This is a genomic window from Bradyrhizobium sp. HKCCYLRH2060 (assembly GCF_051168135.1).
Lineage (GTDB): Bacteria > Pseudomonadota > Alphaproteobacteria > Rhizobiales > Xanthobacteraceae > Bradyrhizobium.
This window is the reverse complement of record NZ_JBNPUK010000013.1, coordinates 203,372-222,287: the sequence shown is the minus strand read 5'-3', so window position 1 is coordinate 222,287 and position 18,916 is coordinate 203,372. Positions and strand designations below refer to the sequence as shown.

At 66.7% G+C, this 18,916-nt stretch carries 17 protein-coding genes; 12 read left to right on the top strand and 5 right to left on the bottom strand.

Annotated features, from left to right (window positions below; all coding sequences use genetic code 11):
- The first annotated feature begins 837 nt into the window (after window positions 1–837).
- Window positions 838–1,590: an aquaporin Z gene (aqpZ, locus tag ACQR10_RS24525; RefSeq protein WP_315804656.1), complete on the top strand. Its 753-nt coding sequence runs from the start codon at window positions 838–840 to the stop codon at window positions 1,588–1,590.
- Window positions 1,591–1,614: 24 nt separating this feature from the next.
- On the opposite strand, the gene ACQR10_RS24520 is transcribed toward aqpZ, so the two are convergent.
- The gene (locus tag ACQR10_RS24520; protein WP_316181053.1) at window positions 1,615–2,025 is read right to left on the bottom strand and encodes a flagellar basal body rod protein FlgC; all 411 of its coding nucleotides are present in this window, start codon (window positions 2,023–2,025) and stop codon (window positions 1,615–1,617) included.
- Window positions 2,026–2,141: 116 nt separating this feature from the next.
- The gene (locus ACQR10_RS24515) at window positions 2,142–2,465 is read right to left on the bottom strand and encodes a hypothetical protein (protein ID WP_316218068.1); all 324 of its coding nucleotides are present in this window, start codon (window positions 2,463–2,465) and stop codon (window positions 2,142–2,144) included.
- 286 nt (window positions 2,466–2,751) lie between these two features.
- On the opposite strand from ACQR10_RS24515, the gene ACQR10_RS24510 reads away from it, so the two are divergent.
- The 10 genes from ACQR10_RS24510 to glgA all read left to right on the top strand — a co-directional run bounded on the left by ACQR10_RS24510 (window position 2,752) and on the right by glgA (window position 14,561).
- Window positions 2,752–3,699 carry a sugar-binding transcriptional regulator gene (locus ACQR10_RS24510; RefSeq protein ID WP_316218067.1) on the top strand — a complete coding sequence of 316 codons (948 nt, stop codon included), beginning with the start codon at window positions 2,752–2,754 and terminating at the stop codon, window positions 3,697–3,699.
- Window positions 3,700–3,899: 200 nt separating this feature from the next.
- A complete protein-coding gene (locus tag ACQR10_RS24505) occupies window positions 3,900–5,189 on the top strand; it encodes an ABC transporter substrate-binding protein (protein ID WP_316218074.1) in 1,290 nt (429 codons plus the stop codon).
- Between the two features lie 325 nt (window positions 5,190–5,514).
- Window positions 5,515–6,387, top strand: a complete 873-nt coding sequence (locus ACQR10_RS24500) for a carbohydrate ABC transporter permease (RefSeq protein ID WP_316218066.1) — start codon at window positions 5,515–5,517, stop codon at window positions 6,385–6,387.
- Window positions 6,388–6,391: 4 nt separating this feature from the next.
- Window positions 6,392–7,222, top strand: a complete 831-nt coding sequence (locus ACQR10_RS24495; protein ID WP_316218065.1) for a carbohydrate ABC transporter permease — start codon at window positions 6,392–6,394, stop codon at window positions 7,220–7,222.
- A gap of 15 nt (window positions 7,223–7,237) precedes the next feature.
- Complete coding sequence (locus tag ACQR10_RS24490) at window positions 7,238–8,245, top strand: ABC transporter ATP-binding protein (protein ID WP_315804650.1); 1,008 nt, start codon at window positions 7,238–7,240, stop codon at window positions 8,243–8,245.
- Window positions 8,246–8,292: 47 nt separating this feature from the next.
- The gene (locus tag ACQR10_RS24485) at window positions 8,293–9,066 is read left to right on the top strand and encodes an SDR family NAD(P)-dependent oxidoreductase (RefSeq protein ID WP_316181062.1); all 774 of its coding nucleotides are present in this window, start codon (window positions 8,293–8,295) and stop codon (window positions 9,064–9,066) included.
- A 28-nt stretch (window positions 9,067–9,094) separates the two neighbouring features.
- Window positions 9,095–10,738, top strand: coding sequence for an FGGY-family carbohydrate kinase (locus ACQR10_RS24480; RefSeq protein WP_316218064.1), 1,644 nt, complete (start codon window positions 9,095–9,097; stop codon window positions 10,736–10,738).
- Between the two features lie 2 nt (window positions 10,739–10,740).
- A complete protein-coding gene (locus ACQR10_RS24475) occupies window positions 10,741–11,688 on the top strand; it encodes a carbohydrate kinase family protein (RefSeq protein ID WP_316218063.1) in 948 nt (315 codons plus the stop codon).
- A gap of 144 nt (window positions 11,689–11,832) precedes the next feature.
- Entirely contained in the window at window positions 11,833–13,098 is a 1,266-nt protein-coding gene (gene glgC / locus ACQR10_RS24470) for a glucose-1-phosphate adenylyltransferase (protein ID WP_316218062.1), read from the top strand.
- On the top strand, window positions 13,095–14,561 hold the full coding sequence (gene glgA, locus ACQR10_RS24465) for a glycogen synthase GlgA (protein WP_315804645.1): 1,467 nt from the start codon (window positions 13,095–13,097) through the stop codon (window positions 14,559–14,561). The genes glgC and glgA overlap by 4 nt, the downstream gene beginning before the upstream one ends.
- Before the next feature lie 26 nt (window positions 14,562–14,587).
- Here glgA and ACQR10_RS24460 read toward each other — a convergent pair whose 3' ends face one another.
- Window positions 14,588–15,625 carry a zinc-dependent alcohol dehydrogenase family protein gene (locus ACQR10_RS24460; RefSeq protein ID WP_316181071.1) on the bottom strand — a complete coding sequence of 346 codons (1,038 nt, stop codon included), beginning with the start codon at window positions 15,623–15,625 and terminating at the stop codon, window positions 14,588–14,590.
- Window positions 15,626–15,881: 256 nt separating this feature from the next.
- Between ACQR10_RS24460 and ACQR10_RS24455 the strand changes: the two genes are divergently transcribed.
- The gene (locus tag ACQR10_RS24455) at window positions 15,882–17,354 is read left to right on the top strand and encodes an N-acyl-D-amino-acid deacylase family protein (RefSeq protein ID WP_315804643.1); all 1,473 of its coding nucleotides are present in this window, start codon (window positions 15,882–15,884) and stop codon (window positions 17,352–17,354) included.
- A 1-nt stretch (window position 17,355) separates the two neighbouring features.
- On the opposite strand, the gene ACQR10_RS24450 is transcribed toward ACQR10_RS24455, so the two are convergent.
- Window positions 17,356–18,099, bottom strand: a complete 744-nt coding sequence (locus ACQR10_RS24450) for a CoA transferase (protein ID WP_316218059.1) — start codon at window positions 18,097–18,099, stop codon at window positions 17,356–17,358.
- Window positions 18,096–18,911: a CoA transferase subunit A gene (locus ACQR10_RS24445; RefSeq protein ID WP_316218058.1), complete on the bottom strand. Its 816-nt coding sequence runs from the start codon at window positions 18,909–18,911 to the stop codon at window positions 18,096–18,098. Before ACQR10_RS24445 ends, ACQR10_RS24450 begins: the two co-directional genes overlap by 4 nt.
- Between the last annotated feature and the right edge of the window lie 5 nt (window positions 18,912–18,916).

Sequence of the window (18,916 nt, the reverse complement as noted above, 5' to 3'; positions counted from 1 at the left end):
CTTGCTGCCACAGGTCATCCTCGGAATGCCTGTCACTGAGATTATCGTGTCTCACTTGAGGGGTGCAGTCCAGTCCAGCACTGTCACCGTAATTTTGGGCCTGCACTGCATTCCTCTCCCGGTGCTTGCGGCGTCAGGGATGAGTGCATCCGGCGAGATGTCGATGTGACCTCTCTCACAGCCCGCGACGGGATTGTGCGTCAATGTCGTCCCATGTGGTCCTGGCACGTCGACAAGGGAGGTGATGACATGCGCTGGAGTGAAGCAGCCAAGGGATTTGCGGTCGTCGTGGCGGTGACCGTCGCCGGAGTTCTGTCCACGACCTATGTCGACCACCGATTTGCCGCGCTTGAAGCATCGCCGGACGCGACAACGAGTCCGTCCCAGGCAACCGCCGCTTGCGTCGGCGAGGATGGCCGCTGGCACAATTGGCCGTGGGCGAACGTGCCGATGCTCTCGCCGGCGTGTCGGCAAGATCGATAGCGTGTCGGGCGGATGAGGGGAGCGCCATCCGCCCTGCGGGGATCATCGATGTCGGCTTTGGGCTGTCGGCCGCGAGCTCGATGAGCAGCCACTTGCCAATCAAGCTTGATCACGGGGGAAGTGCGCGTCCTCCGGAATTCGGGCCGGCGACTGTTGGCAAGTAAGACGGCGGATTACGCTGCGCTCATCCGCCCTACGAACTACGAATTACGCCGACGATTGCCGACTCGAAGTTTCAGGCATCCCACGGCGGCCGCGAATCCGGCTTTGACTCCAGGTTGCCGAAGTGATCATCTTCTCTGCTGACGGGAGAAGCAGGGCTCCAGCCAATCACACGCACCCAGGGAGGCGATGATGAACGGCAACAACAACAAGCTCGTGGCGGAGGCGATCGGGACGTTCTGGCTCACCTTCGGCGGTTGCGGCAGTGCGGTGATCGCGGCCGGGGTGCCTGATGTCGGGATCGGGATGCTCGGCGTGGCGCTGGCGTTCGGGCTCACCGTGGTGACGATGGCCTATGCGATCGGGCACATCTCGGGCTGTCATCTCAATCCGGCCGTGACGGTGGGGCTGGCGTGCGGCGGGCGGTTCCCGAGCAGCCTGATCGTGCCCTACGTCATCGCGCAGGTGGTCGGCGCGATCGTCGGTGCGGCCGTGCTGTATGCGATCGCCAGCGGCGCGCCGGACTTCAGCATGGCCGGCGGCTTTGCCGCCAACGGCTATGCGGAGCATTCGCCCGGCAGATATGGGCTCGGGGCCTGCCTGCTCAGCGAGTTCGTGCTGACGATGATGTTCCTGTTCGTGATCATGGGCGCGACCCATGGCAAAGCGCCGGCCGGATTTGCGCCGCTGGCGATCGGGCTGGCGCTGACGCTCATTCATCTCATCAGCATCCACGTCACCAACACCTCGGTGAACCCGGCGCGCAGCACCGGGCCGGCGCTGTTCGTCGGCGGCTGGGCGCTGGCACAGCTCTGGCTGTTCTGGGTGGCACCGCTCGCCGGCGGTGCGGCCGGCGGCTTCATCTATCGCTGGCTCAGCCCGGAGCCGGCCGGCGAGGTGACCGGCGAGCGCGCCGGGCAGGGCGTGGTCGCGAAGAGCGCCTAGCGAGATTTTCCCACGCGGTCGCGCTCACACCTTCATGTCGATCACGGTGCGGCTCATCTCGTCGCTCGCCTTCAGCACTTTCGCGTTCGCGGCAAAGCTGTATTTGGCGACGAGCTGGCTGATCATCTCCTGCGCGAGATCGACGTTGGGCGCGGCGACCAGGCCGTCCTTGTTGGCGAATGGCGCGGAGGGATCGTAGCTCGCGGACGTGCCCGAGCTCGACCGGGTGATGGTCGTCTGCGTGCCGCCGCCGGCGACGTCGCTCTGCACCAGCGCGAGCGGGTCGTAGGCCTTCGGCGCGCCGGCCGGCAGCGTGCCGTCGGCATTGGGCAGCGCGCCCGTGCTCCGGGCATTGGCGATGTTCGAGGCGGACACCTCGAGCCGGCGCGAGGCGGCCTGCATGCCGGAGACTGCGATGGTGGCGGTGGGGCTCATGGCGGCGCTTGCTGGTGACGTGATGCGTCAGCTAAGCCCGCGGCGCACCAAGCAAGCGTCAAGACCGCCGATGAGACTCGAGCGTCCGGCGTAAGGTCCTGTTCACCATCACGATCTCAACCCGGCCTGTTCGGATCATCGCGCAGCAGCGCCAAGGCGCTGGGCACGTCCTTGGCTGCGGAGACGAGTACATATTCGCCACGCGCCGCGCGGACGCCGCCGGTGACCACGACCGCCCGCTTCGGGCACAGGCCGAAGCAGCTCGTCATGACGATGCGCGCCGGCTTCTCGCCCGCGCCGTTGCCGGGGCCGTCCGGGGATTTCAGCGCGTTCTTGATGGCCTTCCTGATTTCCTTGGGGTCATCGCTGCGCTTCAGGCATTTGCGGCAGACGAGCACCGGAGCGGCGCGGCGGGGGCGGGCGAGAGCAGGGAGGGCCATGCCTCCGAGCTAAGCGGCCGGCCGAGGCGCCGCATCCCTCGCGGATGCGCAGCCGTCGTGCGGCGAGCGAGGTTCCGGGGCTTGGGTTGCAACCTTCCGAGCTTGGGCTATTGCCCATGATCGGGGCATATGATCTGGTCCGAATGACCCGGCCGCGTCCGGCTGGGGATGGTGGCGGGCTTCGGTTCCCGGCGCCGTGGCGGCCATGCCATAGTGCCGGCCGATCACCGTCGTGCCCCTGCTCGGCCGGGGGACGACGTGTCTGAGAAGGAGACCGCTCTGCGTCATGGCAGGCGACAGCGAAAAATCCCGGCTCGACGACGCCGCCCGCGCCGGCTGGCTGTATTTCATCGCCGGCCACACCCAGGACGAGATCGCCCGGATGCTGCAGGTGTCGCGCGCCTCGGCGCAGCGGCTGGTGTCGCTGTGCCTCGCCGAGCGGCTGATCACCTTCCGACTCGAACACCCGATCGCGTCCTGCATGGCGCTCGCGGCGCAGCTCAGGGAGCGGTTCGCGCTGGTGCATTGCGAGGTGGTACCGACCGATCCGGCCGCCCCGGCGGGCGCCGCGGGGATCGCCGAGCGCTGCGCCAACCTGCTGGAGACGACCTTGCGCGCCGAGACGCCGGTCATCATTGCGCTCGGAACGGGGCGGGCGGTGCGCGCCGCGGTCGAGCGCGTCTCGCCGGTCGACCGTCCCGAGCACCAGATCGTCTCGCTGGTCGGCAACATCCTGGCCGACGGCTCGGCGAGCTTCTTCGACACCGTCGGCCGGCTCGCCGACCGCACCGGCGCGCGGCATTATCCGATGCCGCTGCCGTTCCTGATGGGCAGCGAGGACGAGCGCGACCGCATGGTCCGGCTGAATGCCATCGCCAAGGTCAAGGCGGTCGCCGACAAGGCCGATCTCAAGCTGGTCGGCATCGGCCAGATGGACCAGAAGGCGCAGATGCATGTCGACGGCTTCGTCACCCGCGACGAGCTCACCGAGATGATGCGGCTCGGCGCCATCGGCGAGATCACCGGCTGGGCCTATGACGCCGGCGGCAAGGTGATCGCTGGCGGCACCAACCGCCGGCTCACCAGCATTCCGCCCGAGGTGCCGGCCCGCGCCATGACCATCGCGGCGGCGCTGGGGCCGGCGAAGATCCCGGCGATCCGCGCCGCACTGACCGGTCGTCTCATCAATGGCCTGATCACCGACGAGGCCACGGCGCGCGCCGTCCTGGGGTGAATGCCCGCGGCGCTGCGCTTCCTTCTATCAAAGTCCGATCTCTGTCGCGCCGCACAACCTGTGGGCGCCGGCGCATGCTTGACAAAGCCCGACCAGTGTTGTGAACATCAGCTCAGCCCGTGAGCATATATTCAAAAGACACGGGAAGGGAGGAGACCGTGAAGACCATCTTCACTCGGACGAGCACGCTTGCCGCCCTGATGGGCGCCGCCACGCTGCTGACAGTTACGCCCGCACTGGCGGAGACGAGCCTGACCATCGCCACCGTCAACAACGGCGACATGATCCGGATGCAGGGCCTCACCAGCGAATTCACCAAGGCCAATCCCGACATCTCCGTGAAATGGGTGACCCTGGAAGAGAACGTGCTGCGCCAGCGCGTCACCACCGACATCGCCACCAAGGGCGGCCAGTTCGACATCCTCACCATCGGCACCTACGAGGTGCCGATCTGGGCCAAGAAGAACTGGCTGGTGCCGCTCGACAAGCTCGGCGCCGACTACGACGCGAACGACATCCTGCCCAAGATCAAGGACGCGGTGTCCGTCGACGGCAACCTCTACGCCGCGCCGTTCTATGGCGAGAGCTCGATGGTGATGTACCGCACCGACCTGTTCGACAAGGCCGGGCTGAAGATGCCGGAGAGCCCGACCTGGGACTTCGTCATCGACGCCGCCAAGAAGCTCACCGACAAGCAGGCCGGCGTGTTCGGCGTCTGCCTGCGCGGCAAGGCCGGCTGGGGCGAGAACATGGCGTTCCTGACCGCGATGTCGAACTCGTTCGGCGCGCGCTGGTTCGACGAGAAGTGGCAGCCGCAATTCAACACGCCGGAATGGAAGAAGACGCTGTCGACCTATGTCGAGCTGATGAAGGAGGCCGGCCCTCCCGGCGCCAGCTCCAACGGCTTCAACGAGAACCTCGCGCTGTTCAACTCCGGCAAATGCGCGATGTGGATCGACGCCACGGTGGCGGCCTCGTTCGTGACCAATCCGAAGGAGTCCAAGGTCGCCGACAAGGTCGGCTTCGCGCTGGCGCCGAACACCGGCCTCGGCAAGAACGCCAACTGGCTGTGGGCCTGGAGCCTCGCGGTGCCCGCCGGCTCCAAGAAGGTCGAGGCGGCGGAGAAGTTCATCGCCTGGGCGACCAGCAAGGACTACACCAAGCTCGTCGCATCGAAGGACGGCTGGGCCAACGTGCCGCCGGGCACGCGCACCTCGTTGTACAAGAACGAGGACTATCTGAAGGTCGCGCCGTTCGCGAAGATCACGCTCGCCTCGATCGATGCGGCTGACCCGAGCCATCCGACCGTGAAGCCGGTGCCCTATGTCGGTGTGCAATACGCCGCCATTCCCGAATTCCAGGGCATCGGCACCGCGGTCGGTCAGCAGTTCTCGGCGGCACTCGCCGGCTCGATGACGGTGGATGCGGCCCTCAGCGCGGCGCAATCGGCCACCGAACGCGAGATGAAGCGCGCCGGCTACATCAAATAGGCGCGCCAAGTTTATCAGCTCGACACGAAACTCCTCCCGAGCTGATCACTGGCGGCCATCCCTACCCATGGGGATGGCCGCATTTTCTCTCTGGTCTAACGCGAGATCCGTAGGGTGGGCAAAGCGAAGCGTGCCCACCGTCCGGCCGCAACCGTGAAGTCGGTGGGCACGGCGCTCCGCGCCTTTGCCCACCCTACCGCAAACTCACAATCGTCATTGTGAGGAGCGAAGCGACGAAGCAATCCAGAATCCCGCCCACGACTCTGGATTGCTTCGCTTCGCTCGCAATGACGGCGGTGTTTATCGAGCAAGACGGATAGCGACAATGGCCACTCGACAGACTCAACTGCTCGCGCGGGCGCTGATGTCGCCGGCGGTGATCCTGCTGTTCATCTGGATGATCGTGCCGCTGGCGCTGACGATCTACTTCTCGACCTTGCATTACAGCCTGCTCGATCCCGGCTCGGAAAGCTTCGTCGGCTTCGAGAACTTCACCTACTTCCTCACCGATCCGGCCTTCCTCGCCTCGCTGCAGAACACGCTGGTGCTGGTCGGCTCGGTGCTGCTGCTGACCATCGGCCTCGGCATTCCCCTTGCGATCCTGCTCGACCAGCCCGTCATCGGCCGCAACTTCATCCGCCTGATGGTGATCGCGCCGTTCTTCGTGATGCCGACAGTCAGCGCGCTGGTGTGGAAGAATCTCCTGATGCACCCGGTGTCCGGCCTGTTCGCCTGGATCGCGACCTCGCTCGGAATGACGCCGGTCGACTGGTTCACCGACGCGCCGCTGCTCGCGGTCATCTTCATCGTGGCCTGGCAGTGGCTGCCGTTCGCCACGCTCATCCTGCTGACCGCGCTGCAGTCGCTCGACGAGGAGCAGAAGGAGGCCGCCGAGATGGATGGCGCCAGCGCGCTGTCGCGCTTCATCTACCTGACTGTGCCGCATCTGGCGCGCCCGATCACGGTGGTGATCCTGATCGAGACCATCTTCCTGCTCACGGTGTTTGCCGAGATCTTCGTCACAACCGGCGGCGGGCCGGGGCTGCAGACCACCAACATCGCCTTCCTGGTCTATTCGCAGGCGCTGATCCAGTTCGACGTCGGCACCGCCTCGGCCGGCGGCCTCGTCGCGGTGGTCATCGCCAACATCGTCGCCTTCTTCCTGGTCCGCATCGTCGGCCGTAACCTCGAGGCGTAACACCATGGCGCGCAAGGTCACCGGACGTCATGTCGCGATCTCCACCGTCGCCGCCTGGCTTGCGGGCTTCGTGATCTTCTTCCCGATCCTGTGGATGGTGCTGGCGAGCTTCAAGACCGAGCTCGAGGCGTTCGCGACGCCGCCGTCGTTCCTGTTCTTCCACTGGACCACCGAGAACTACGTCACCGTGCAGGAGCGCAGCGACTATCTGCACCACGCGCTGAACTCGCTGATCGTCGCCGGCGGCTCGACGCTCATTGCGATGCTGATCGCCATTCCGGCGGCGTGGTCGATGGCGTTTGCGCCGACCAGGCGCACCAAGGACATCCTGCTCTGGATGCTGTCGACCAAGATGATGCCGCCGGTCGGCGTGCTCGTTCCGATCTATCTGATCTACAAGAACATGGGGCTGCTCGATACGCGGACTGGGCTGGTCTTCATCCTGTGCCTCGGCAATCTGCCGATCGTGATCTGGATGCTGTTCACCTACTTCAAGGAGATTCCCAAGGACATTCTCGAGGCAGCGCGAATGGACGGCGCCACGATCGGGCGCGAGCTGATCTACGTGCTGACGCCGATGGCGATCCCGGGTCTCGCCTCGACCCTGCTGCTCAACCTGATACTGGCCTGGAACGAGGCGTTCTGGACCTTGAACCTGTCGACCCTGGAGGCGGCGCCGCTGACGACCTTCATCGCCTCCTATTCGAGCCCCGAAGGCCTGTTCTGGGCGCGGCTGTCGGCGGCTTCGACGCTCGCGATCGCGCCGATCCTGATCATCGGCTGGTTCAGCCAGAAGCAGCTCGTGCGCGGGCTGACCTTCGGCGCAGTGAAGTAATAAAGGGGCTGAATCATGGGACGGATCACGCTTGAGGGTGTGCAGAAATCGTTCGGGCCGGTCCACATCATCAAGGGCGCCGACCTCGACATTCCCGACGGTGCCTTCGTGGTGTTCGTCGGCCCCTCCGGCTGCGGCAAGACCACGCTGCTGCGCCTGATCGCAGGGCTGGAAGATGTCTCCGGCGGCCGCATCCTGATCGACGGCAACAATGTCGTCGACGTGCCGCCGGCCAAGCGCGGCCTGTCGATGGTGTTCCAGTCCTATGCGCTGTATCCGCACATGAGCGTGCGCGGCAACATCGCCTTCGGCCTGAAGATGGCCGGGCTGCCAAAGGCCGAGATCAACAGCAAGGTCGAGGCCGCCGCGGCGACCTTGAACCTCACGCCCTATCTCGACCGCAAGCCGCGCGAGCTCTCCGGCGGCCAGCGCCAGCGCGTCGCGATCGGCCGCGCCATCGTGCGCGAGCCGAAAGCGTTCCTGTTCGACGAGCCGCTATCCAATCTCGATGCCGCGCTGCGCGTGCAGATGCGGCTCGAGGTGACGCGGCTGCAGAAGCAGCTCGGTACGACGGCGATCTACGTGACGCACGACCAGGTCGAGGCCATGACCATGGCCGACAAGATCGTGGTGCTGAACGCCGGCCGCATCGAGCAATATGGCTCGCCGATCGAGCTCTATCAGCGACCCGCCAATCTGTTCGTCGCCGGCTTCATCGGCTCGCCGAAGATGAACTTCATCACCGGCGCGGAAGCGGACAAACACCATGCGACCACGATCGGCGTGCGGCCCGAGCATGTCGCGGTCGTCGATGAGGGCGGCGGGGGCTGGCCCGGCAAGGTCGTGATCGCCGAGCATCTCGGCAGCGACACCTTTCTCTACGTCGACGCCGGCGCGCTGGGCACGCTGACAGTGCGCGTCGTCGGCGAGAAACGGCTCAGTGCCGGCGACGCTGTAACGCTGCGGCCCGAGCCCAGCCGCATCTACCGCTTCGACCAGAGCGGCAATTCGATCTTCGCATGAGAGGTGACGTCCCCTCCGGGCGTCAACGACAACAACGGACCACGACGATGTATCTCGAAAAATTCAAACTGAACGGCAAGACCGCGTTGGTCACCGGCGGCGGGCAGGGCATCGGCCTGGCCTGCGTCGAGGCGCTGGCGGAGGCGGGCGCGCATGTGGTGATCGCCGATCGGGATGCGAAGGCGGCCGCGGACGCACAGGCGGCGATGAAGGCCAAGGGCTTCACCACCGAGACCGCGCTGATGGACGTGACCAATTCGGCGCAGGTTACGGCGGTCGCCGACGATCTGGTGGCGCGCTACGGCAAGGTGGACATTCTCGTCAACAATGCCGGCATCGCGCGCAGCGAGACACCGGCCGAGACCGTCACCGACGAGCACTGGCTCAACGTGCTCGATGTCAACCTCAACGGCACCTTCTGGTGCTGCCGCGCCTTCGGCCAGCACATGCTGGCGGCCAAGAGCGGCAGCATCGTCAATATCGGCTCGATGTCCGGCTTCATCGTCAACAAGCCGCAGGAGCAGTGCTTCTACAATGCGTCCAAGGCCGCGGTGCACCATCTGACCAAGTCGCTGGCGGCCGAGTGGGGGGCGCGCGGCATCCGCGTCAACGCGGTGGCGCCGACCTATATCGAGACGCCGCTCAACGCCTTCGTGAAGAGCAATCCGCGCATGTACGACGCCTGGATCGGCGGAACCCCAATGGGCCGCATGGGTCAGGTCGAGGAGATCGCCTCGGTGGTGCTGTTCCTGGCCTCCGAGGCGGCAAGTTTGATGACCGGCAGCGTCGTCGTTGTCGATGGCGGCTACACTTGCTGGTAAGCTCTCGTCAAATTGACGGGAGCGGAACATGCAGGCCTTTGTCGGTGTCGATGTCGGCACGACCAGCACGCGCGCCGGAATTTTCGACAGTCACGGTCGGCTGCTTGCCGCGGCGCGGCATCCGATCCAGACCTGGCATGAGGCCGGCGATGTCGTCGAGCAATCGTCCGACGACATCTGGCGCGCGTGCTGCGCGTCGGTCAAAGCCGCGCTGGCGGAAGCGGGGATCGCGCCGGATCTGATCAGGGGCATCGGCTTCGATGCGACCTGCTCGCTGGTGGCGCTCGATCCCACGGGCGCGCCGGTCACGGTCAGCAGCTCCGGCGACGCCCGCCGCAACGTCATCGTCTGGATGGATCATCGCGCGCTGACGGAGGCACGCGACATCAATGCGACCGGGGACGACGTGCTGCGCTATGTCGGCGGCTCGATCTCGCCGGAAATGGAGATGCCCAAGCTCTTGTGGCTGAAGCGGCATCTCCGCAAGAGCTTCGACGCCGCCGGCCACTTCTTCGATCTGGCCGACTTCCTGACCTGGCGCGCGTCAGGCTCGCTGGCGCGCTCGATGTGCACGGTCACCTGCAAATGGAATTATCTCGCCCACGAGACGCGCTGGAGCGCAGCCTATTTCCGGCGCATCGGGCTGGACGATTTCGTCGCAGACGATTACGCGCGGATCGGCACCGAGATCGTCGCACCGGGCACGCCGCTCGGCCACGGGCTGTCCCGCGTCGCAGCCGAGGAGCTCGGGCTGGCCCCGGGCACGCCGGTCGGCGCCGCGCTGATCGATGCCCATGCCGGCGGCATCGGCGCCATCGGTGGCCGAGCGGCTGACGGCGGTGAGGTGAATGTCTGCGACCGCCTCGCCTACATCATGGGGACCTCGGCCTGCATCATGGCGACGACGCAGGCGCCGTCCTTCGTGCCCGGCGTATGGGGACCTTATTATCAAGGCATGGTGCCTGGGTCCTGGCTCAACGAGGGTGGCCAGTCCGCCGCGGGCGCGGCGATCGACCATCTGCTGCGCTCGCACCCGGCCTCTGTCGAGGCGACCGCTGCGGCGCGCGCGGAAGGGCTCGACCTGATCAGCCTGCTCGAAAAACGGATCATGGCGCGGGTGCCGAATGCCGGCAGTGCGGCGCTGCTGGCGCGTGATCTCCACATTCTTCCGGAATTTCTCGGCAACCGCTCGCCCTATGCCGATCCGGATTCGCGCGCCGTCATCGCCGGCCTCGATCTCGATGCCGATATCGCGGCGCTGGAGCGGCTGTTCGTGGCGGGGTTGTGCGGGCTCGCCTATGGCCTGGCCGACGTGATCGATGCCTTCGCCGCCAATGGCGTCACCAGCCGCACGCTGGTGATGGCCGGCGGCGCCTCGCGCAGCCCACTGGTGCGCCAGATCATGGCCGATACGACCGGGTTGACGGTGGCGCTGCCGGGGACCCAGGAGCCGGTGCTGCTCGGGGCGGCCATGCTGGGCGCGGTCGCCAGCGGCGCCTTCCGCTCGATCGGCGACACGATGGCCTCGATGTCCACGCTGGGGCGTCTCAGCGACCCGACCGATCCGAACATCGCGGCCTTCCATCGCCGCAAGCGGCGCATCCACGGCATGCTGCGGACGCTTGATCGCGAGAGCCGTTCCGTGATGCATGGGGGCCACGGGGAGGCATGACCATGATCCTGAGCTGCGGTGATGCGCTGATCGATTTCGTCCCGGCCAGATTGCCTGACGGGCGCGATGCCTTGCGGCCCGTGGTCGGCGGCTCGTGCCTGAACGTCGCCGTCGGTGTGGCCCGGCTCGGTGCGCCCACGGGCTTCGTCGGCGGCATCTCGACCGACCTGTTCGGCAGCATGATCGCGGCGCATGCCCAAGGCTCGAACGTCGACCTCGGCTACGCCACGCGCAGCCCGGACCAGACCACGCTCGCTTTCGTGCGCCATGTCGGCAGCGAGGCGCAGTATGCCTTCTACGACGCCGAGACCGCCGCGCGGAAATGGACGTTCAGACCCGGCAGCATCCCTTTTGCTGACATCGACGCCATCCATGTCGGATCGACCACGCTGATCCACGATCTCGGTGCCGCGGAGACCCGTGCGCTGATCGCCGCCACGCAAGGCACGGTGACGATCTCCTTCGACCCGAACTGCCGGCCGAATCTCGTGACCGACAAGGCCGCCTATCGCGCCGGCATGGATAGATTTGCCGCGAGCGCCGATCTGATCAAGATGTCGGATGTGGATTTCGACTATCTGCATGGCCACGACGATTACGCCGCACGGGCCGACGCGCTGCTTTCGCGCGGCACCAGCCTGGTCGTCGTCACCCGCGGCCCCAACGGGGCGCTCGGCTGGCATGCGCAGGCCGGCGCGGTCGAGGTCTCGGTCCCCCAGGTCGAGGTGGTCGATACGATCGGCGCCGGCGATACGTTCCAGGCGGGGCTCCTGTTCGCGTTGCGCAAGCTCGGCCGCATCGGCCGGGAGGCCCTGAAGGCATTGAGCCAGACTGAAATGCGCAAGGCGCTCGCCTTTGCCGGGGCGTGTGCGGCCGTCACCTGCACCCGCGAGGGCGCCGACCCGCCGCGCTGGGACGACATGGCTGCAACCTGGGATCGCCTGGGCTGAAGCACCCCATTGCACTCGTCATTGGGAACTGGTTGGCTGTTCCCCCGTCATATGTGAGGTCCGGACAGCGGAGCGCGATCGCGAAGCGTCCTTGTCGGGGCCGCCGAAATCATGACGCGACAACGAGTTGCAGGGAGGAGAACTATGGCAGTCGCCGCCAGGACCGAGCCGCTGTCCCGTCACGCGCTGGCCTTCGTGCTGGCAGGCGGCCGCGGCAGCCGCCTGCTCGAACTCACCGACCGGCGTGCCAAGCCGGCGGTCTATTTCGGCGGCAAGTCGCGCATCATCGATTTCGCGCTGTCGAACGCCGTCAATTCCGGCATCCGGCGCATCGCCGTGGCGACACAGTACAAGGCGCACAGTCTGATCCGGCATCTGCAGATGGGCTGGAACTTCTTCCGTCCCGAGCGCAACGAGAGCTTCGACATCCTTCCGGCGAGCCAGCGCGTCTCGGAGACCATGTGGTACGTCGGCACGGCCGACGCCGTGTACCAGAACATCGACATCCTCGAGACCTACAACACGAAATACATCGTCGTGCTGGCCGGCGACCACATCTACAAGATGGACTACGAGCTGATGCTGCAGCAGCATGTCGACCAGCGCGCCGACGTCACCGTGGGCTGCCTGGAGATGCCGCGTGAGGAATCCTCGGGCTTCGGCATCATGCACATCAACGATGACTACACGATCCGCGACTTCATCGAGAAGCCGGCCGATCCGCCGCCGATGCCGGGCAAGCCCGACAAGTCGCTCGCCAGCATGGGCATCTATGTGTTCGACGCCAAGTTCCTGTTCGAGGAGCTGAAGCGCGATGCTGCCGACCCGAACTCGAACCATGATTTCGGACGTGACGTCATTCCCCACATTGTCAGGAACGGCCGCGCCGTTGCCCATCAGTTCTCGCGCTCCTGCGTTCGTGCCGATCACGATCCGCGCAGCTACTGGCGTGACGTCGGAACCGTCGACGCCTATTGGGCCGCCAATCTCGACCTGACGGACGTCGTGCCGGAGCTCGATCTCTACGACCGCTCCTGGCCGATCTGGACCTATTCGGAGATCACGCCGCCGGCCAAATTCGTTCACGACACGGATGGCCGCCGCGGCGAGGCGACCTGCTCGCTGGTCTCCGGCGGCTGCATCGTCTCCGGCGCGCAGGTGCAGCGCTCGCTGCTGTTCACCGGCGCGCACCTGCATTCCTACGCCAGAGTGCAGAACGCGGTGCTGCTGCCCTACGTCAACGTCGCCCGCCACGCCCGCCTGACCAACGTCGTCGTCGACCGCGGCGTGCAGATTCCGGAAGGGCTGGTTGTCGGCGAGGATCCGGAGTTCGACGCCAAGCGGTTCAGGACCACGGAGAACGGCGTGACCTTGATTACCCAGCCGATGATCGATGGGCTCAATTCATGACGCCGCTGCGCGTTCTGTCGGTTGCCTCCGAGGTCTATCCCATCGTCAAGACAGGCGGTCTCGCCGACGTCGTCGGCGCGCTGCCCTGGGCGCTGCTGGCCGAGGACGTCGAGGTCCGCACGCTGATTCCCGGCTATCCCGCCGTGATGAAGGCGCTGGAGCAGGCCAGCGAGATCAGCTCATTGCCGAACTTCTTCGGCGGCAACGCCCGGCTGCTCGGCGGCAGCCATGGTGCGCTCGATCTGTTCGTGCTCGATGCGCCGCATCTCTACGACCGCGAGGGCAACCCCTATCTGGGGCCCGACGGCAAGGATTGGCCGGACAATGCGTTCCGCTTTGCCGCGCTGGCCCGCGCGGCGTCCTATATCGGGCTCGGCGCGGTGCCGGCCTTCGTCCCCGACATCGTCCACGGTCACGACTGGCAGGCCGGGCTGGTGCCGGCCTATCTGCTCTACAGCCACCGGCCGCATCCGGGCACGGTCATGACGGTGCACAATCTGGCGTTCCAGGGCCGCTTCCCCCGTCATTTCCTGCCGCCGCTCGGACTGCCGCCGGAATCGTTCTCGATCTACGGCCTCGAATATTACGGCGACATCAGCTTCCTCAAGGCGGGGTTGCAGTTCGCCGACAAGATCACGACGGTGTCGCCGACCTATGCGCGGGAGATCCAGAGCGACGAGCACGGCATGGGCCTCGGCGGCCTGCTGCGGCAGCGATCGTCCGACCTCGTTGGCATCCTCAACGGGATCGACACGGCGGTGTGGGATCCCGGCAGCGATCCGGCGATCGCCTCTCATTTCGGCATCGACCGGATCGAGGCGCGGGCGCCCAACAAGGCTGCGCTGCAGACGCGCATGGGCCTGCAGGTGGCGCCGGAGACGTTCCTGCTCGGCGTCGTCAGCCGGTTGACCTCGCAGAAGGGGCTCGACCTGCTGCTGTCCTGCCTGCCGACCTTGACCAGTAGCGGCATCCAGCTGGCCCTGCTCGGCGACGGCGAGGCCGAGCTGCGCGACGCGTTCCGCGCCGCGGCCGCGAACGATCCCGGAAAGATCGGCGTCGTCATCGGCTACGACGAGGGCTTGGCGCATCTCATCCAGGCCGGCTGCGACGCGCTGGTCGTGCCGTCGCGGTTCGAGCCGTGCGGGCTGACACAGCTCTGCGCGTTGCGTTATGGCGCGCTGCCGATCGTCACTGCGGTGGGCGGTCTCGCCGACACCGTCATTGACGAGACGGAGGCCGGCGTCGCCGCGACCGGGTTCAAGTGCGCGTCCGTGACAGCGGAGGCGCTCGACCAGACCCTGCGCCGCGCCGCTGCGGCCTTCTACGCCGCGCGCAGCAACGCCTCGAATTGGACCCGCATGCAGCTCAACGCGATGCTGACCGACGTCTCCTGGCGCCACCGCGCCGGTCGTTATGCCGAACTCTACCGGCAGATCGTCGCGCAGCGGCGTCCGGCAGGCTGAGCGCCGCGGCGTGCGGGTCAGGACGCCTATGTCTCGATGAGAACCTTCAACGCATGGGTCTTGGCCGCGGCGCCGAACGTCTCGTAGGCATCGAGGATCTGATCAAGCCTGAAGCGGTGGGTGATCAGCCGCTTCGGCTCGAGCTTGCGCGACTGCACGGTCTTCAGCAGCATCGGCGTCGTCACGGTGTCCACCAGCCGTGTCGTGATCGCGATGTTGCGGTCCCACAGCTTCTCCAGATGCAGATCGGCCTTGACCCCGTGCACGCCGACATTGGCAATCACACCGCCGGGGGCGATGATGTCTTCGCAGGTGACGAACGTCGCGGGCACGCCGACCGCCTCGATCGCCGTGTCGACGCCGCGGCCGTTCGTCAGGGCCATGACCTTGTCGACCGCCTTGCCGTCGGTGTTGTTGATGACGCTGGTGGCGCCGAAGCGGGTGGCGACCTCGAGCCGGTTGTCGTCGAGGTCGATCATGATGATCTCGGCCGGCGAATAGAATTGTGCCGTCAGCAGCGCCGCCAATCCAATCGGACCGGTGCCGACGATCGCCACCGTCGAACCCGGCTCGACCTTGCCGTTGAGCACGCCGCATTCGAAACCGGTCGGGAGGATGTCGCTCAACATCACCAGCGCGTCCTCCTCGGTGCCCGCGGGCACGTGGTAGAGGCTGGTGTCGGCGTGAGGCGTCCGCACATACTCCGCCTGGGTGCCGTCGATCTTGTTGCCGAGGATCCAGCCGCCGTGGCGGCAGTGCGAATACATGCCGCGCCGGCAATAGTCGCACGTTCCACAGGCCGAAATGCAGGAAACGATGACGTGGTCGCCCGGCTTGAACGCGCGCACGGCGCTGCCGACCGCATCGACCACACCGACACCCTCGTGACCGAGAATGCGGCCCGGCGTACATGTCGGCACGTCACCCTTGAGAATATGAAGGTCGGTCCCGCAGATCGTCGTCTTCAGGATTTTGACCACCGCGTCGCCCGGCTCGATGACGGTCGGCTTCGGGCGCTCGTCCAGGGATTTCTTGCCGGGACCATGATAGACCAGGGCTTTCATGACTTACCTCCGCAGGTTTCTGCCCGGAGGATGGATGGCGCAAGAGAGGTCGCGCGCCGTTGAGGCGTATCAATCCTGACCAGAGTCCCTATCACTATCGTGTGTCCCGGGTGGCCAGGGCGAGATGCGGACGGCGGACGCGCGTCGCGCCTCCAATGCAGTCCAGCCCGGCTCAGATCACATGCGCATCGCTCTGGACGCATCGGCGCGGCTCGCGGATAGTCTCCCGGCTTCCTACCATTCCGCGTGAGATTTCATGACCGACAGCCAGCCTTCGTCCGTGTCCTTCGACCTGATCATCCGCGGCGGCACCGTCATCGACGGCACGCGTGCGCCACGCTTCGAGGCTGATATCGGCATCAAGGATGGCCGCATCGTCGCCATCGGCGGGTTTGACGGCCGGAAGGCCACGCGCGTGATCGACGCCACCGGCCTCATCGTTGCGCCGGGCTTCATCGACTCCCACACCCATGACGACAGCGCCGTGCTGGTCGATCCCGACATGACCTGCAAGGTCTCGCAGGGCGTGACCTCCGTCGTGACCGGCAATTGCGGCGTCAGCATCGCGCCGCTGAAGCCAGGCTCGCCGCGGCCGATGCCGCTCGGCTTGCTATCGCCAAGCGAGGGACAGGTGGTCGAGTATGCCGCGTTCGCCGACTACGTCGCCGCGTTGCGCGCGGCGCCGGCTGCGGTCAACGTCGCGCCGATGGTCGGCCACACCGCGCTGCGCGCCTCGGTCGTGAGCGATCTCGGCCGGGCCGCGACGGCAGACGAGATCGCCGAGATGCGCGCCCACGTGCAGGAGGCGCTCGATGCCGGCGCCATCGGCGTCTCGACAGGGACGTTCTATCCGCCGGCGGAGGCGGCGCCGACCGAGGAGATCATCGAGGTCTGCCGTCCGCTCACCGGCAGCGGCGGCGTGTATGCGACGCATATGCGCAACGAGGCGAACGAGGTCATCCAATCGCTGGAGGAAAGCTTCGCCATCGGCAAGGCACTCGACGTCCAGGTCGTGATCTCGCATCACAAGGTGGTGGGCCCTGCCAATTTCGGCCGCACCAGGGAGACGCTGCCGCTGATCACCAAGGCGATGAGCTGCCAGTGCGTCGCGCTCGACTGCTATCCCTACAACGCCTCCTCGACCATGCTGCATACCGATCCGGCCAAGCTGCAGGTCAAGGTCGTCGTCGCGGCCTCCGGACCCCATCCGGAAGTGGCGGGGCGCGATCTCGCCGACATCGCCGCCGATTGGGGCGTCGACCGGCTCGAAGCCGCGAAGCGGCTGCAGCCGGCTTCGGCGATCTACTTCGCGATGGACGAGGCCGACGTGCAGACCATCCTCGCCTTCGAGCCGACCATGATCGGCTCCGACGGCCTGCCGTTCGGCGAGCGTCCGCATCCGCGGCTCTGGGGCACATTCCCGCGTGTGCTCGGCTACTACTGCCGCGAGCTCGAGCTGTTCCCGCTGGAAACCGCGGTGTGGAAGATGAGCGGGCTGACGGCGCAGAATTTCGGCATCAAGGGACGGGGCACGCTCGCGGTCGGCAACCATGCCGACATCACGCTGTTCGATGCGGCCAGCGTGCGCGACGGCGCGACCTATGATGCCCCCTGCGTGCCGGCCGCCGGCATCGAGGCCGTCATCGTCAATGGCGCGCTGACCTGGTGGCAGGGCGCGCATCAGAAGGCGCATGCGGGGCAGGTGATCACCCGCGGTACGCTGCAGTGAGCTACGCGGCCATCGCGCGCGCGAATTCCGGGTAGCATTCCGCGAGTTCGTCGCGGATCCGGCCGCGGATCAGCTCGACCGTGGCGCGATCAGGGCCGGCCGTCGGCGGTACCATTTCCGGGGAAGCGTAGTCGAACCCGGTTCGGTCGCGGACGTCCTCGGCCGTATAGCCGGAATGCACCGAGCGCAGCCGGAAGCCGGCGCGCTCGCGGTCGAAATCGAACAGCGCGAGATTCGTCAGCAGCGCATGCGGCCCGCCGCGGCGCTTCACCTCCGGCGTTACGGCGGCGGCGCTGACGAAGTCGACCTTCGGCACCAGCACGCGCGGCGAATGCTCCTCGCGGAACAGGATCACGCGCGGGATCAGATGATAGAGATAGGCCGAGCCGAACGAGCCCGGCCAGCGCACGTCCATCCGCGGATAGTCGCCGGTGCCGACCAGGTTGATATTCCCGGCGCCGTCGATCTGGCCGCCGCCGAGAAAGAACGCGTCGACGCGCCCCTGCGCGGCACAGTCGAACAGCTCGACGCCGCCATTGGTGAAGAAATTGTGCCGGCTGGAGCCGAGGATCGAGATGCGGACCGGCGGCTTGCCCGCTTGCGCGTTGCGTGCGCGCAGCAGCATCGCGCCGGCCGCCGGGACCGGCGACGAGGCGCCGACGGCGACATGGCGGACGCCCTCGAGCAGATCGGCGATGACGGTGATCAGCAGTTCCTTGCGTGCGCGCTCGTCGTGCATGGTCATGCCACCTTGCTACGGCTCAGGAAGGCGGAGAGATAGGCGCGAAAGCCTTCGTCGCTGCGCGCCATCGCGGCGTAGCGCGAAAGCTCGGCGCCATCGGTCTCGTACTCGTCCCACAGCGGCAGCGGCCAGGCCCCGTTCTCCGCGACTGCGATGGCATCGACGTAGAGCGCCGGCAGTACGCCGGCCGCGGAGTCTTCGGTCGCCAACAGATCGCGATCGACGATGCGCTCGACGGTGACCAGCGTGCGCTTCGCCGCATAGGCCATCGTCGCCAGCTCGCGGTAGCGGCCGATGCGGACATTGCCGAAGCGGTCGGCCTCGGGCGCATGAAACAGCGCCACGTCCGGCGTGATCGCCGGCACCACGACCACCTTGCCGGGCTCGCCGACCGGACTGTCGATCACCTTCCAATCGGGGCGGACCCGCAACAGGTCGCTGCCGATGATGCCGGCGATCGGCATGAACGGCACGCCCTTCTGCCCGGCCAGCAGGCCGGCATGGATCGCAGGGCAGGTGGCATCGCGCAAGGTGATGCTGCCGTCGCGCACGGCCGCGACGAAGCGCGGGGCGCCGCCGGCCTCGCCGAGCGAGACGGCGCTGGTTTCCACCACCGCGGCCACGCCGGCGCCGATCAGCAGATCGGCCTGCAGGCCTGATATCGGCACGCAGACGAGATGCAGCCCGGTCAGGCCGGCCTCGATCATGGCCGCCGTCGCCGCCATCGAGACGCCGGCACGGTCGACCGGGATCGCGATCGATTGCTCCGGTGCGATGGATGCGACGAGCGCCTCCAGGCCGACCATCTCCGTCATCGGCT

Excerpts from the sequence above, each read along its gene's own strand:
- ACQR10_RS24480 (WP_316218064.1), top strand. The coding sequence starts at position 9,095 with ATGCAGGCCTTTGTCGGTGTCGATGTCGGCACGACCAGCACGCGCGCC.
- ACQR10_RS24485 (WP_316181062.1), top strand. The coding sequence starts at position 8,293 with ATGTATCTCGAAAAATTCAAACTGAACGGCAAGACCGCGTTGGTCACC.
- ACQR10_RS24455 (WP_315804643.1), top strand. The coding sequence starts at position 15,882 with ATGACCGACAGCCAGCCTTCGTCCGTGTCCTTCGACCTGATCATCCGC.
- glgC (WP_316218062.1), top strand. The coding sequence starts at position 11,833 with ATGGCAGTCGCCGCCAGGACCGAGCCGCTGTCCCGTCACGCGCTGGCC.
- ACQR10_RS24495 (WP_316218065.1), top strand. The coding sequence starts at position 6,392 with ATGGCGCGCAAGGTCACCGGACGTCATGTCGCGATCTCCACCGTCGCC.
- ACQR10_RS24475 (WP_316218063.1), top strand. The coding sequence starts at position 10,741 with ATGATCCTGAGCTGCGGTGATGCGCTGATCGATTTCGTCCCGGCCAGA.
- ACQR10_RS24520 (WP_316181053.1), bottom strand. The coding sequence starts at position 2,025 with ATGAGCCCCACCGCCACCATCGCAGTCTCCGGCATGCAGGCCGCCTCG.
- ACQR10_RS24505 (WP_316218074.1), top strand. The coding sequence starts at position 3,900 with ATGGGCGCCGCCACGCTGCTGACAGTTACGCCCGCACTGGCGGAGACG.
- ACQR10_RS24510 (WP_316218067.1), top strand. The coding sequence starts at position 2,752 with ATGGCAGGCGACAGCGAAAAATCCCGGCTCGACGACGCCGCCCGCGCC.
- aqpZ (WP_315804656.1), top strand. The coding sequence starts at position 838 with ATGAACGGCAACAACAACAAGCTCGTGGCGGAGGCGATCGGGACGTTC.
- ACQR10_RS24445 (WP_316218058.1), bottom strand. The coding sequence starts at position 18,911 with ATGACGGAGATGGTCGGCCTGGAGGCGCTCGTCGCATCCATCGCACCG.
- ACQR10_RS24450 (WP_316218059.1), bottom strand. The coding sequence starts at position 18,099 with ATGACCATGCACGACGAGCGCGCACGCAAGGAACTGCTGATCACCGTC.
- ACQR10_RS24460 (WP_316181071.1), bottom strand. The coding sequence starts at position 15,625 with ATGAAAGCCCTGGTCTATCATGGTCCCGGCAAGAAATCCCTGGACGAG.
- ACQR10_RS24490 (WP_315804650.1), top strand. The coding sequence starts at position 7,238 with ATGGGACGGATCACGCTTGAGGGTGTGCAGAAATCGTTCGGGCCGGTC.
- glgA (WP_315804645.1), top strand. The coding sequence starts at position 13,095 with ATGACGCCGCTGCGCGTTCTGTCGGTTGCCTCCGAGGTCTATCCCATC.
- ACQR10_RS24515 (WP_316218068.1), bottom strand. The coding sequence starts at position 2,465 with ATGGCCCTCCCTGCTCTCGCCCGCCCCCGCCGCGCCGCTCCGGTGCTC.
- ACQR10_RS24500 (WP_316218066.1), top strand. The coding sequence starts at position 5,515 with ATGGCCACTCGACAGACTCAACTGCTCGCGCGGGCGCTGATGTCGCCG.